This is a genomic window from Dyadobacter sp. CY351 (assembly GCF_021502625.1).
Classification (GTDB): domain Bacteria; phylum Bacteroidota; class Bacteroidia; order Cytophagales; family Spirosomataceae; genus Dyadobacter; species Dyadobacter chenhuakuii.
The window spans coordinates 274642-288350 of sequence record NZ_JAKFFU010000002.1; the positions used below are offsets into that span (position 1 = coordinate 274642).

General features: G+C 46.6%; 11 protein-coding genes. 2 read left to right on the plus strand and 9 right to left on the minus strand.

What is annotated here, in order from left to right:
* Positions 1-6: 6 nt before the first annotated feature.
* Positions 7-198, minus strand: a complete 192-nt coding sequence (locus L0660_RS03260; RefSeq protein ID WP_235158064.1) for a hypothetical protein — start codon at positions 196-198, stop codon at positions 7-9.
* A gap of 158 nt (positions 199-356) precedes the next feature.
* Here L0660_RS03260 and L0660_RS03265 point away from each other — a divergent pair, with 158 nt between their 5' ends.
* Positions 357-1817, plus strand: coding sequence for a gluconokinase (locus L0660_RS03265; RefSeq protein ID WP_235158067.1), 1461 nt, complete (start codon positions 357-359; stop codon positions 1815-1817).
* A 65-nt stretch (positions 1818-1882) separates the two neighbouring features.
* On the opposite strand, the gene L0660_RS03270 is transcribed toward L0660_RS03265, so the two are convergent.
* The 5 genes from L0660_RS03270 to L0660_RS03290 form a co-directional block, all read right to left on the minus strand.
* A complete protein-coding gene (locus tag L0660_RS03270) occupies positions 1883-4261 on the minus strand; it encodes a TonB-dependent siderophore receptor (protein ID WP_235158069.1) in 2379 nt (792 codons plus the stop codon).
* 193 nt (positions 4262-4454) lie between these two features.
* Positions 4455-4862: a cytochrome c gene (locus tag L0660_RS03275; protein WP_233795542.1), complete on the minus strand. Its 408-nt coding sequence runs from the start codon at positions 4860-4862 to the stop codon at positions 4455-4457.
* Positions 4862-6028, minus strand: coding sequence for a PQQ-dependent sugar dehydrogenase (locus tag L0660_RS03280; protein WP_235158071.1), 1167 nt, complete (start codon positions 6026-6028; stop codon positions 4862-4864). Before L0660_RS03280 ends, L0660_RS03275 begins: the two co-directional genes overlap by 1 nt.
* A gap of 82 nt (positions 6029-6110) precedes the next feature.
* Positions 6111-7106, minus strand: coding sequence for an aldo/keto reductase (locus tag L0660_RS03285; RefSeq protein WP_235158080.1), 996 nt, complete (start codon positions 7104-7106; stop codon positions 6111-6113).
* A gap of 124 nt (positions 7107-7230) precedes the next feature.
* On the minus strand, positions 7231-9513 hold the full coding sequence (locus L0660_RS03290; protein ID WP_235158088.1) for a GH92 family glycosyl hydrolase: 2283 nt from the start codon (positions 9511-9513) through the stop codon (positions 7231-7233).
* A gap of 222 nt (positions 9514-9735) precedes the next feature.
* Here L0660_RS03290 and hslU point away from each other — a divergent pair, with 222 nt between their 5' ends.
* Positions 9736-11133 (plus strand): ATP-dependent protease ATPase subunit HslU, encoded by a 1398-nt coding sequence (gene hslU, locus L0660_RS03295; RefSeq protein WP_233795546.1) that lies wholly within the window; start codon positions 9736-9738, stop codon positions 11131-11133.
* 93 nt (positions 11134-11226) lie between these two features.
* Here the strand turns inward: hslU and L0660_RS03300 are convergent, their stop codons facing one another.
* From L0660_RS03300 to tnpA, 3 genes are all read right to left on the minus strand, one after another.
* On the minus strand, positions 11227-12015 hold the full coding sequence (locus L0660_RS03300; RefSeq protein ID WP_084439634.1) for an alpha/beta hydrolase: 789 nt from the start codon (positions 12013-12015) through the stop codon (positions 11227-11229).
* Between the two features lie 41 nt (positions 12016-12056).
* Entirely contained in the window at positions 12057-12554 is a 498-nt protein-coding gene (locus L0660_RS03305; RefSeq protein ID WP_235158090.1) for a dihydrofolate reductase, read from the minus strand.
* 653 nt (positions 12555-13207) lie between these two features.
* A complete protein-coding gene (gene tnpA, locus L0660_RS03310; protein ID WP_235158108.1) occupies positions 13208-13669 on the minus strand; it encodes an IS200/IS605 family transposase in 462 nt (153 codons plus the stop codon).
* Between the last annotated feature and the right edge of the window lie 40 nt (positions 13670-13709).

The following is a 13709-nucleotide window of genomic DNA, read 5'->3' on the forward strand; positions in this document are numbered from 1 at the left end:
GAAATATCAGTGGTGATCGTCGCCTTGGTGGCTGTTATCTCTGTAAAAAGCTGCGAATGTTATAACAAGTCCGATTGTTCCCAAAATAAAGGTAAACAGATCAGCAAGTACAGCCAGCACCAGGAACAGAATGATAAATGCTGCAACGTAAACTCCGCTGGAAAGTGAACTGGATTCGTTATGTGTTGTATCGGACATGGTCGGATGTATAAAAATCTTAATGCGTTTATTTCTGCGAAAATAACAAATCCGTGCCAAGTTGTTGGCAAGATTTCAGATTTTTTGATTTGTTTTAATTAAATAATCGGGCTGCCTGACTGGGTTTTAGCCCGTCAATGCCTTCTAAATTTAACAAAATGCCCTACATCATAGGTTGTGATATTGGTACAACAAATGTAAAATGCGTCGCTTTCGATTCCGTGAAAGGCAACATTCTGGCCTCACACAGTGAAAGTTATGAAATGTACCATCCGCACCCGGACTGGAGTGAGCAGAACCCGGATGAAATTTATGATGCGGCCTGCAAAACCATTAAAACCGTTGTGAAAGCTTGCGCGGGGCGGCACAAATTGCTGGGCATCAGTTTCAGTGCAGCCATGCATGGCGTGCTGGCATTGGATAAGGACGGAAAGCAGCTTACGCAGCTCATCATTTGGGCCGATAACCGCAGCTCCGACATTGCGCTCAAACTACGCACTTCCAGAGTCGGAAAAAAAATCTATTACAACAACGGAACGCCTGTTCACGCCATGGCGCCGGTGTGTAAGTTACTCTGGCTCAAAAAGCATGAGCCGCAAATCTATAAAAAGGCAAACCGTTTTGTCGGCATTAAGGAATACATTATTTATCGGTTGACGGGCAAATTTGTTATTGACTACTCGGTCGCTTCTGCCACGGGAATGTTCAATATCCGGGAATTGCAATGGGATGCTTACACACTCAAAAAGCTGGGTTTGACGGCTGAGAAATTATCCACCGCAGTTTCTCCGTATCACATTGAAGAAACGCCCGCGAAAAACGATGCGGGTTTACCAGGAGGAACAGCGCTGATCATGGGCGCCAGCGATGGCTGCCTGGCCAACCTGGGCAGCGGAGCGGTTCAGACCGGCTCTATGGCCGTTACTATCGGCACTAGCGCAGCAGTAAGAATTTGTTTTGATAAACCCTACTCAGATCCCCAGATGCAGACTTTCTGCTATGTCCTGGATGAGCATACATTCATTATAGGAGGTCCTTCCAATAATGGGGCTGTCATTTTTGAATGGTTAATGAATACATTTTTCCCAAAAGAGGAATTTGACACGGTTTTTGAAGAAGCTTCGAAGATAGATGCAGGCGCTAACGGACTGCTTTTCTACCCTTATCTGCTGGGCGAGCGCGCGCCGCTTTGGAGTTCTACCGTGCGCGGCGGGTTCACCGGACTCGATATTCAGCACACGCGGTCACATTTCGCCAAGGCGGTTATGGAAGGCATTCTACTCAATCTCTTCGGAATTGGCAAAATCCTGATGGAAATGCAAAAGGTTAATGTGATCTACGCCAACGGCGGTTTTGCGCGCAGCCCGATCTGGGTGCAAATGCTTTCGGATATTTTTGGAAAGGAAGTAAAATTGAATGAAACAGTCGAAACCGGTGCGGTGGGTGCTGCAATGATGGGGCTTAAAGCGCTTGGCATCTTCGAACATTATGCCGATATGAAGGCTTTCACAACTGTCGGGCAGGAGTTTGATCCAAATGCAAAAGTGCATCAAACTTATGAAGTGCTGAGTGATAAATTTAAAAAAGGGGCAAGGTTAATGCTGGCGCATGCCGTCTGAAAACAAAAAAAGGCATTCAGCATATGATCGCTGAATGCCCGAATAGCATGTTGAATAAAATGTTCTCAGAACTTATAAGCTAGCCCCAAACGATAGTTCCTTGGCGCTTCTGACTGTGTGTAGTAGGCATTGATATAACTCTCGAAACTTCCGCTGTACAGATATTTATCAAGCACATTAAACACGTTCAATGTCAGTCTGATTTTGTCTTTCTCCCAGAAAAGTCCACCGTCCAGCTTGAAGTAATTCGGCAGGTTTTGTTTGTCATTCGTGAGGCTCCATGTAGCCGTAGCGCGGTCGGCCAGATATGTAAAACCACCGGACACGCCGAGCCCTTTAGCTGCGCCTTGTTGTAATGTGTAGCTAAGCCAGCCGTTTGCCGTGTGCTTGGCAAACCCCGGGATTACGTCGCCAACAGTAAATGTCTGGACGCCCTCGTTCACTTTCGATACTTCCGAATTGGTATAGGCGTAGTTTGCTGTCAGATTAAGTCCTTTTACAATGGATCCGCGAAGGTCAAATTCTACACCCTGCGCACGCTTTTGACCAAATACAACACTAATTCCAGAGTTGTTCGGGCTGAATGGATCAGGTGTCAGCTCATTGCTTTTTACAATCCGGTAAACCGAGACCGTCGTGTTCCAGCGACCCTCCGCCCAATCTCTTTTCACCCCAAGCTCACGGTTGCTTCCGGTAATGGGTTTGGCATTGCCGCCACCTCTGATCCTTCCGGATTGCGGTAAAAATGCTTCATCATATAACGCATACACCGAAGTGTTTTTATCAATTGAAATACTTAATCCAACTCTCGGCGTAAAATGGCTGGCTTTATCCGGCGCACCGCCCCACGACGACTGGCTCACGTGCGTGTAACGCCCGGCCAATGTCAGCCTTATCTTGTTATCAATAAAACCAAGTTCATCCTGCAAGTAGATCCCGGTATACTTCTGGTCCATGGTTCCACCACCATTTACAGCTCTCGCTTCCAGGTTCAGCGAGCGGTCCCACACCGGGTAACCATTGTTGGGCGTTGAATAATATGGGTTTTTTGGGTCAAACAGCGCGCCTAGTGTATCCAGCGCGTGCGTCTGCGACCAGTCTGCAAAATAGTTTTTTGTCCCGATGTCGATCCCGCCCAATATGCGGTGCTGCACGCCGCCGGTCGTTACCGAACCATTAATAAATGTTTGTGCAAGTGTCATTTCGCTTTTTGCATCCCATATCCCCACGCTCCTTACCATTCGTGCATCCTCGCTGATGGAATCCGGCCACATGCTGGACCCTTTTTGATTATAGTTGAAATAACCGACTTGCGCTGTCAGTTTCCAGTCGCTGTTAATCTGGTGTTGCAGGTTTACAAAAAGGCTTTGATCTTTGATTTTCGTGGGATCCAGTCCCGGAGGCATAGCCGTGAAATTTCTTGGCAATGTCGCGTAGCCGTCTGTCGTGAACGCGTAATAGGAGCCGACATCCGACATTTTTGCATACTGCATGGTGTATTCCGCCGTCAGTTTCGTCTTATCATCGATCTGGTAGGAAATGACCGGCGCGATGCTGTAACGGTTGTTGTATTCGTAAGGGCGGTGCGAATTTTTGTTCTGTCCGGCCAGGTTCAGGCGGTAAAGCAGTTTTCCGCTTTTATCCAGTTTCCCGTCCAGGTCCAATGTTGCGCGGTAAAAGTCAAAGCTGCCCATTGTCAGCGACACTTCACCTTTTGTTTCACCAGTTGGTTTTTTGGTAACCACATTATAAAGGCCGCTAGGATCACCATTTGCCAACATAAATCCAGCAGGGCCTTTTACAAATTCAATGTGGTCCACAAAGCTCATATCCTCGGTAAGCGGTCCCCAGAATGAGCTGACAACATTAAACCCGTTGCGAAAAGCCTGGATCTGCGAGCCGCGCATGGTAATGTTGGCATACAGATCGCCCCAGTGTTCCAGGCGGGTAGCGCCGCTTACATTCCGGATCAAACCGTCGCTCATGCTGATGATCTGCTGATCCGCCAAAACTTTGGAGGTTACAACCTGTACATTCTGAGGTGTTTCCAAAATAGGAGTAAGCAATTTCAAGCTCGAAGAGACCTGGTCAGATTTGTAAGGGTTTCCACCTTTTACAATCACTTCCGACAGTTGGTTATCACTTTCCGAAAGCGTGAATGCAACATTCACCGTTTCGCCGGCAACCACTTCCACCGATTTTTCCTGCGTTTCCAGTCCTACGAAGCTTACCAGCAGGGTGTAACTGCCTGGTTTCACTCTTTCGATCACAAATTTTCCTTCTGCATCGGAAACAGAGCCTTTGGAATTTCCCTTAATGCCGACCGAAACCTGTTCCGCAGGTTGGCCGTCAGAGCTGAGTATCTGGCCTGTAATTCTGCCGTTTTGTGCGAATGCAGCAGTTGCACAAAGTATAAACAGGATAAAAGCGTAAAATCTTTGCATTGTATTTAAAATTGGTCTAAATAATATTTTGGCTGGCAAATATCGTTCGGCAATTTTTTCGAACCAAGCGTTTATTTAGATTTATTTCAAATAGTGAAGTTGGTGGCTATGTTGCAGGCATTTGGTTTTATATAAAAAGAAAAAAACAGGATCGTTTATGGCGATCCTGTTCTATATCAAGCTTTTGGTTAACTTATTTCTTCTCCTTGATTTCGTCAACCATTTTCTCCGTTATCATTTTCTTTTCGGACGAGTTGCCCCAGGTGTTCATAATGTAGTTCGTAACATCGGCAATTTCGTCATTGCCCAAACCCGGGTTCGGCATCATGTTATCATAGTCCACATCATTCACCTTAATCTTACCGATCAGCCCATATTTGATCGCTTTGATCGCCAGTTCCGGCGTTTTCATCAGATAATCCGATTTTGCCAAGGGCGGAAATGTGGCCGTTACGCCTTCGCCGGTGCCCATGTGGCAGCTTATGCAGTTTTCGGAATACACCATTTTACCCCGCTCAATGCTTTTGGCAAGCTCATCGTCCTGCGGCAACATGGCCGAGCAGAAAACCGCGACCGTTAGTAATGCGAAAACACTCTTCATTATGATTTTGGGCTGATGCGGACAACTTTGCCTGAATTTTCAAGCACCACATAAATATTACCGTCCCATGCCTGGCGCACATCCCGCACACGACCTATTTTATCAAAAATAATTTCGCGGCTGATCACTTTATTTCCTTTAACTACCAAATGTTGCAGATACATGAATTTGAGGGAGCCAACCAGCAGATCGCCATTCCAATCCTTGAATTTATCGCTCGTAACGAATGTCATTCCACAAGGCGCTATGGACGGTTTCCAATAAACAACCGGCTGTTCAAGACCTGCACGTGCGGTGTCTTTTGAAATAATGCTGTTATCATAATCGATCCCGAAAGTGATCAGCGGCCAGCCGTAATTTTTGCCTTTTTCAATGATATTAAGCTCGTCACCTCCCTGCGGACCGTGTTCATGCTCCCAAATCACGCCCGTAGTCGGGTGAATAACCATTCCTTGCGGGTTGCGGTGGCCGTAAGTCCAGATTTCGGGTCTTGCACCAGCCGTTTTTACGAAGGGATTGTCGGTGGGAATTTTGCCGTCTTCATGCAAGCGGATCACTTTGCCCTGATCTTTTCCAAGATCCTGCGCATTTTGTTTTTGTCCGCGCTCGCCCAGGGAAAGGAAAACGTAACCTTTTTTATCAAATACAATGCGTCCGCCATAGTGCGGGCTTCCCTTCACATTCGGGATGGCCTTGAACAATGGCTGGATGTCGGTTAATGCATGGTCTTTCAATTTTGCACGCATCAAGGCAGTGTTGGCGCCGCCGTCTTCACCTTCTTCACCCGCTGCTTTTGGGGAAGAATAGCTGATGTAAATCCAGCCATTGTTTTTGTAGTCGGGATGCAATGCAACGTCCAGCAAGCCGCCTTGTCCTTTGTAAAAGACTTCGGGAACGCCTGTGATTTCCTGGGGATCAAGCTTTCCGCCTGTTACCAGCCGCAATTTTCCGCCGCGCTCAGTAACCAGCATATCACCGTTTGGCAACAAGGCAGAAGCCCATGGCATGGTAAGTCCTGATGCAACCGTGTCGACTTTCAGGTTAGCTTCCGAAAGTTTGCCGGGTTCAAGACCGCTGTTACTCATTAATCCGATTGAGGCGGTAAGCAGTAAACCTCCCAATGCGACGGGAAGATATTTTTTAAGGAAAGGAATGTTTTTGTTCATAATGTTGGATAAATATGCCTGATTTAATTCGTGGTGAACATGTCAAAGATAGCGAAAAGAAAGGCCTTGCGGCCTTCCATCCTTATTTAACTAATTGGAGTTTATCCAATTCTGCCGTGATCGTATTAATCTCTTCCGCACTCAGCAAAATGTCGATCGCAGCCGCATTCTGCAATGCCTGAGTGGCATCCCGCGCACCAACGAGCGCAATGCTGATGCCCGGCTGTTCTACCGTCCATCGCAGCACAAGCTGGCCAAGTGTTGCGTTTTTTGTTTCGGCAATGGGCTTGATCTTATCCAGGAATGCATTAACACGTTCCAGATTTTCATCTTTATAAAAATGAATGGAAGCCCGGTGATCGTCCGCAGCGAATTTGTGGCCCGGCTTCATCTTTCCGGTTAGTAATCCGCGTTCCAAAGGACTGTAAGCCAATATGGATTTGTTGTTTTCAATGCAGTAAGGCACCAATTCTTTCTCAATTTCACGCTTCACCATGCTGTACGGAACCTGGTCCGAAACGAGATCAATGTATTGCGCTGCTTCGCGCATGAGTGCTGCGTCATAATTACAAACGCCCGCATGCCGCACTTTGCCTTGCTGGATGAGCTGAGAAACAGCCTCCATAGTTTCCTCGATCGGCGTGGTCTTATCGTGCCAGTGGATTTGATAAAGGTCAATGTAATCCGTTCCTAGGCGTTTCAGGCTGTCTTCACATTCCTTAATAATGCTGTCTTTGGCTGCGTATTTATAAATGTCGATATCCTCACCTGCATTGTTTTTGCTATGCATGGCAAAATCCCCTTTCGTAAGGTCCCAGCGCATCCCGTATTTGGTCAGGATCTGAACTTTGTCCCTGGGCAGATCCTTGATCGCCTCACCAACAATTTCTTCACTTAATCCCTGCCCATAAACAGGCGCCGTATCTATGGAGGTAACCCCGGCATGGTATGAAGCCTGGATGGCCTTTACAGCTTCGCTTCGTTCGGTTCCGCCCCACATCCAGCCGCCGGCTGCCCAGGCACCAAAAGTGATCACCGAAACTTCCAGGTCAGAGTTTCCTAGTTTCCTGTATTGCATTGTTAATTGATTTAGTTTTTTGGTTTGTGTCAAATAATTATTCCACTTCCCGGTTTGCCTGACCTAAAAAGTGGAATAATTGGAAATTGTCCTGGTGCATGACCAGATTATAAAGCAATAACTTCTATTTGGTCAGCGAAAATGGCGCTGCATCCGCGGCTACGCCCCAGGTTTTGGAAGGCTGAGCGCCCATATTGAACTGAACCGTTCCGCCTTTTTGAATGTCGGCATGTTCCAGGAAGGTCTTGCCATATGTTTTACCATTCAGCGAAGCGCCCTGAATGTACAAATTGGCATCATTCGAAGCCGGAGCTTGGACTATGAATTTCTTACCGTCTTCCATCGTTAATGTGGCTTTTTTGAAAAGCGGCGAGCCGATCACATACTGCGTTGTTCCGGGTGTTACCGGATAAAAGCCCAGCGAAGAGAACACATACCAGGCCGAAGTCTGACCATTGTCTTCATCCCCGCAGTAACCGTCCGGCGCTGCCTGATAAAGCTTGTTCATCACCTGGCGCAGCCAATATTGAGCCTTATAAGGTGCTCCTGCATAGTTATAAAGGTAAATCATATGCTGGATCGGCTGGTTTCCATGCGCGTAATTACCCATGTTCATGATCTGCATTTCGCGGATTTCGTGAATGGGGAATCCGTAATAACTATCGTCAAAAATAGGGGGCAATGTAAAAACCGTATCCAGTTTCTGAACAAAAGCTTCTCTGCCGCCAACCAAACCAATTAAGCCCTTAACATCCTGAAAAACAGACCAGGTGTAGTGAATGCTGTTTCCTTCGGTGAATGCATCGCCCCATTTGAACGGGTTAAATGGCTTTTGAAATTGTCCATCCTTCATTTTTCCGCGCATCCACTTCGTTTCCGGGTCAAATACATTCCGGTAATTCTGGCTTCTTTTCAGAAATAGATCAACTTCTTTCTGAGGCTTTTTCAAAGCTGTTCCCAATTGGGCTATACAAAAATCTGCATAAGCATATTCCAGCGTACGCGCTACGTTCTCATTCACTTTTACATCGTAAGGCACATAACCCAGTTCATTATAATATTCATGACCAAAACGGCCTACTGAACTCACCGGGCCAGCATTCTCGGTGTTTTTGATTACGGCTTCGTACAGCTTATTAATGTCATAACCGCGGATTCCCTTAATGTAGGAATCTGCGATCAACGATGCAGAATTGGAACCGATCATACAATCGCGGTGGCCTGGGCTTGCCCATTCCGGCAGGTAACCGCTTTCGTCATAGGCGTTGGCCAAACCTTCCATAATGTGCGCATTAAGCGTTGGGTACATCAATGTGAAGAATGGGAAAACCGCCCGGAATGTATCCCAGAAGCCGTTATCCGTAAACATATAACCTGGCTTCACCTCGCCGCTGTACGGGCTGTAATGTACGATCTTGTTGGCTTTATCAAACTCATAAAACTTCCTTGGGAACAAAAGCACACGATACAGGCACGAATAGAAAGTGCGGATCTGGTCTTTGTTATCACCCTCCACCTGTATACGCGACAGCTCCGCGTTCCACGCCTTGCGCCCTTTTTCTTTGGTGGCCTCAAAGTTGTCACCCGCAATCTCGCGCTGCAAATTAAGCTCTGCCTGCTCCGGACTGATGAACGAAGAAGCTACCTTCAGTCCAACTTGTTCGCCTTTTTTTGTTTTGAAACCAACAACCGCACCTACGTGGCCCGCTTTCAGTTCCAAAGTGTCTTTGGCTAATGTCTTGCCATGAAATGCCGAGGAGAATGTAAATGCTTTGTCAAAAACGACTACGAAATAGTTTTTGAAGTTAGCCGGCACGCCTCCACTGTTTTTGGTGGTGTAGCCAATGATCTTGCGTTCAGCAGGGATGATTTTTATGTAAGAACCCCTGTCAAATGCATCGATCAGCACAAATGAGCTGTCGGCTTGTGGAAAGGTAAAACGGAATTGCGCCGCTCTTTCCGTGGGCGCGATCTCCGTCGTTACGTCGTGATCGGCCAGGTAAACCTTGTAGTAATGGGGCTTTGCCACTTCGGCCTTGTGTGAAAACCAGCTTGCGCGGCTTTCCTCGTCAATTTTCAACTTTCCCGTGACAGGCATGATCGAAAACTGGCCGTAATCATTGATCCAGGGACTTGGCTGGTGGGTTTGTTTGAAACCGCGGATTTTCTCAGCGTCATACATATACGCCCAACCATCGCCCATTTTGCCCGTTTGCGGCATCCAGAAATTCATTCCCCAGGGCAGGGCTATGGCAGGATAGGTGTTACCGGACGAAAGGCTGAATTTGGACTGCGTTCCCATCAGCGGGTTCACCAGGTCCACGGGATTGTTATCAGCCGGAGTCTGCGCGAAAAGGAGAGGAGTGCTTGCAACCAGAATGTAAAGGGCTTGCAGGATTTTTTTCATATTATAAACAAATCTTTTTACAGAAACTTGAAGAGAAAACAAAGGTAATGGAAGGCTATGTACAAAATGTAAACGCGCAAAAGATTTCCCGAAACACGCCAGCATGACATTTTGTACCGGCATAGTTCTTTTCAGCAATCTTGAAAAGCATGGCCTCTTTCTTCGGAAAACATGGCCATTTTTGAGTAAAACCAATAATAATACCTATCGATATTAAATCACATGACTGAACACTTAAATCGCCTAACCCCGCGTCAGATCGTTTTCGAGCTTGACCAATACATCATCGGACAAAATGACGCGAAGCGCAATGTTGCGATCGCATTGAGGAACCGTTGGAGGCGAATGAATAGTCCCGAGGATATACAAAAGGAAATTATTCCCAACAATATATTAATGATCGGCGCAACGGGTGTGGGCAAAACAGAGATTGCACGCCGCCTTGCCAAAATCGCAGATGCGCCATTTGTAAAGGTGGAAGCATCCAAATTTACCGAAGTAGGTTATGTAGGCCGGGACGTTGAAAGCATGGTCCGTGACCTGGTGGAGCAGGCTGTGGGCATGGTACGGACGCAGAAAAAAGAAGAAGTAAAGCTCAAAGCCGAGCAGGCTGTGGAGGACATTATCCTTGATGCACTGATCCCGCCCGTTCATGGTTCGAGTTCAGTTAAAATCCAACCGGACAACAACACGTCCGAAGTAATGCCCGAGAACGATGCGGAGCTTAACCAGCGGACCAGGGAACGTTTCCGTGAAAAGATCCGCAACGGCGAGCTCGACAGCCGGAAGATCGACATTGAAGTGCAGCAGAACCAGGCGCCTAATGTAGGCATGATCGGCGGCGCAATGGACGATGTTTCTATGATGAACATTCAGGAAATGATCGGTAACATGATGCCGCGCCGAGGCAAAAAACGCAAAGTGACCGTCGAAGAAGCCAGAAAAATCCTTTTGGACGAAGAAGCTTCCAAGCTGATCGATATGGATGAGGTGAAAATGGAGGCGATCAAGAAAGCGGAGAACCTGGGGATTATTTTTATAGATGAAATTGACAAAGTAGCATCCAGCAGATCAGGCGGAGGCGGCGGCCCGGATGTAAGCCGCGAAGGCGTTCAGCGCGACTTGCTTCCGATCGTAGAAGGAAGTGCCGTAAATACGAAACACGGCGTGATCAACACGGACCACATTCTGTTCGTTGCAGCCGGTGCATTCCACGTTGCAAAGCCTTCGGACCTTATCCCTGAATTACAAGGACGTTTCCCCATCCGCGTGGAACTGAACAGCCTTACCGAAGCCGATTTTTACCAAATCCTGAAAACCCCGAAAAACGCCCTTACCAAACAGTATGTGGCCATGATGGAGTCAGAAGGCGTTGAATTGGAGTTTGAAGATAGCGCATTGAAAGAGATCGCAAGGATCGCTTTTGAAGTGAACAGCGAGGTTGAAAACATTGGCGCGCGTCGTTTGCAAACTGTAATGAGCTTGTTACTCAATGATTTCATGTTCGACATTCCGGACGTTATCGGCGCCGATTCACACATTGTTGTGACAGCGGAACTGGTTTCAGAAAAGCTTTCTGCCCTGGTGAAGAACAGGGACCTGAGCCAATATATCTTATAATAGCTTATCGAGAAATGAAAAAGGGAGAGCTGGCCAATGCGCCGCTCTCCCTTTTCTATATTAATGCGATCAAAATCAATGTGATCAAGGGTTTTATTCTTCAAAAAACAGCCATCTCAAAGCCGTCGGGAATTCTTTGCTCCATTGTTTCTCCTCATGCTCTCCCTCGGGATCGACCGAACTTTTAATTTTTACACGCTTATAACCAAAGCCTTGGTTTTCAAGCGTCTTATGTAATTTTTCAAAGTTGGGTAACATATTAGCGCCTTCCTTGCCACCGGCGTATAAGTAAATCCGTGTTTCAAACGGCTCGAAAAAGTGAATTGCGTCAAAATAAACCTTCTGCGAAATCCACAGCGACGGCGAAAAGATCATCAGGCGTCCGAAAACATGTGGGAACATCAGCGCCGCATAAATGCTGAGCAATCCGCCCACCGAACTTCCACCCATGCCCGTGTTCAAGCGCTCGGGCTTGGTGCGGTAATGGGCATCTACGTGTGGTTTAAGCGTTTCAGCAACGAAGCGCAAAAATAAAGAGCCAAGTCCTTTTCCCAGCCGGGGGTTGTCGTAAGGAGAAAATTCATTGATGCGTTCTTCATCCCCATGGTCAATCGCCACGATAATTACGCCTGCTTTATTTTCCCTGGCCAGTTCAGCCAGGCTTTTATCGATTTCCCAGTTGCCGTAAGGCGAGCCTTCACCAAAAAGGTTCTGCGCATCCGTCATATATAGGACCGGATAACGCTGCTCCTGGTTTTCGTAGTAATCGTGGGGAAGCAAAACGTGAACACGCCGCTTTTTTTTGAGCTGAGGAATTTCAAATGTCTCCGAAAGCACCTCAATAATAGGTGATAGTGCTGTTTTTTCTTCTAAAACTTGCATTGCGCTGATAATCACTGTGGGTTATGCCCCAAAGGTACTTATTAAAATTTTTGTTTAATGTAATTTACAAATTCAAATTTCCATTTATGCCGCTCATCTACCTCACGCACAATCCGCTCCGTTTCTTTCCACGCGCCCGGATCGGTGATTTCAAAGTAAGTGTCGCCATCGATAATTGTTTTGACTTCGGTTACATATAGCCGGTCTGCAAGCGGCATCGACTGCTTATAAATTTCGCCCCCACCGATCACAAATGCTTCCGATTCTTCCAGACTCCTGGCAACATCCAGTGCCTCATCCAGTGAATGCGCAACCAGAATGCCTTCCGCATTAAAATCCTTCTGGCTCGTAATTACAATAGACGTCCGCCCGGGCAAAGGTTTGCCGATGGATTCAAACGTCTTCCGCCCCATGATCATCGGATGCCCCAACGTGAGCTGCTTGAAGTGTTTCAAATCATCCGGCAACCGCCAGAGAAGTTGATTATCCTTTCCTATAACGCCGTTTTCCGATACGGCTACGATGATTGAAATTTGCATTTTAATTAAGAATATGAATGTATAAAACGATCCAAAGGATATTACGGGAGCAGCAAAGATAACATTGACGCAACGTCAGAATCTTTGAGTGGCGAGATATCGGTAGAAAAACGCCAAAAAAAATGCATTAGCAAAATCCTGGCGGGATGCAATATCGGTAGCATTCAAATATGTGTATCGCATGTAAATCCCGGCGGGATGCAATATCGGTAGCAACGAAATATGCGTATCGCATGAAAATCCCGGAGGGATGCAATATCGGTAGCAATCAAATATGTGCATCGACGTAAATCCCGGAGGGATGTAATATCGGTAGCAATCAAATATGCGTATCGCACGTAAATCCCGGAGGGATGCAATATCAGTAGCAATCAAGTATGTGCATCGACGTAAATCCCGGAGGGATGCAACATCGGTAGCAATCAAATATGCGTATCGCACGTAAATCCCGGAGGGATGTAATATCGGTAGCATTAAAATATGCGAATTATACGGCAATCCCGGAGGGATGTAACATAGAGTGTCTCGTGACATCCCTCCGGGATTTATTATTTCCGTCCTAACTATTTTGCTACCGATATTGTATCCCTCTGGGATTGCCTATTGTTGATGATCGTTTCTACCGATATTACATCCCTCCGGGATTACCTTTGTTATTCCGGGGCTTTGAAAAGGTATTCTTCCTTATAATCCACTCCGAATTTTTCCAACATCAACTTATACTCGTCAAGAAAACTCACCTTCCGGTGATGCTCTTTTTGATTTAAAATGTATTGGATGACGGAGTCAACGCTGGACTTGCTATATGAGAAAACGCCATATCCTGCCTGCCATTCGAATCTTGTTTTGCAAAACCTGTTGTTATTAATCCATTGCGACGAGTCGGCTTTGACGTCCTGCATGAATGCTGCGATGGATTGCGTAGTCTGAAATCCTACCAGCATGTGCACATGGTCTTCTATGCCATTGATTGCAAGCATTTTATGCGCATTCTTTCTGGTGATGCCGGTAATGTATTTGTGCAAATCAGCTTCCCAGGAAGTATGGATAAGGGATGCCCGGAATTTGGGTGAAAAAACGAAATGTAAATGAACTTGTGAAAAAGTGTCCGCCATTTTGATAAAGTTATAGTGTGTAATGAATGCTTGGAGACTG

Coding starts and splice junctions, on each gene's coding strand:
- L0660_RS03260 (WP_235158064.1), bottom strand. CDS start 198: ATGTCCGATACAACACATAACGAATCCAGTTCACTTTCCAGCGGAGTT.
- L0660_RS03265 (WP_235158067.1), top strand. CDS start 357: ATGCCCTACATCATAGGTTGTGATATTGGTACAACAAATGTAAAATGC.
- L0660_RS03270 (WP_235158069.1), bottom strand. CDS start 4,261: ATGCAAAGATTTTACGCTTTTATCCTGTTTATACTTTGTGCAACTGCT.
- L0660_RS03275 (WP_233795542.1), bottom strand. CDS start 4,862: ATGAAGAGTGTTTTCGCATTACTAACGGTCGCGGTTTTCTGCTCGGCC.
- L0660_RS03280 (WP_235158071.1), bottom strand. CDS start 6,028: ATGAACAAAAACATTCCTTTCCTTAAAAAATATCTTCCCGTCGCATTG.
- L0660_RS03285 (WP_235158080.1), bottom strand. CDS start 7,106: ATGCAATACAGGAAACTAGGAAACTCTGACCTGGAAGTTTCGGTGATC.
- L0660_RS03290 (WP_235158088.1), bottom strand. CDS start 9,513: ATGAAAAAAATCCTGCAAGCCCTTTACATTCTGGTTGCAAGCACTCCT.
- hslU (WP_233795546.1), top strand. CDS start 9,736: ATGACTGAACACTTAAATCGCCTAACCCCGCGTCAGATCGTTTTCGAG.
- L0660_RS03300 (WP_084439634.1), bottom strand. CDS start 12,015: ATGCAAGTTTTAGAAGAAAAAACAGCACTATCACCTATTATTGAGGTG.
- L0660_RS03305 (WP_235158090.1), bottom strand. CDS start 12,554: ATGCAAATTTCAATCATCGTAGCCGTATCGGAAAACGGCGTTATAGGA.
- tnpA (WP_235158108.1), bottom strand. CDS start 13,669: ATGGCGGACACTTTTTCACAAGTTCATTTACATTTCGTTTTTTCACCC.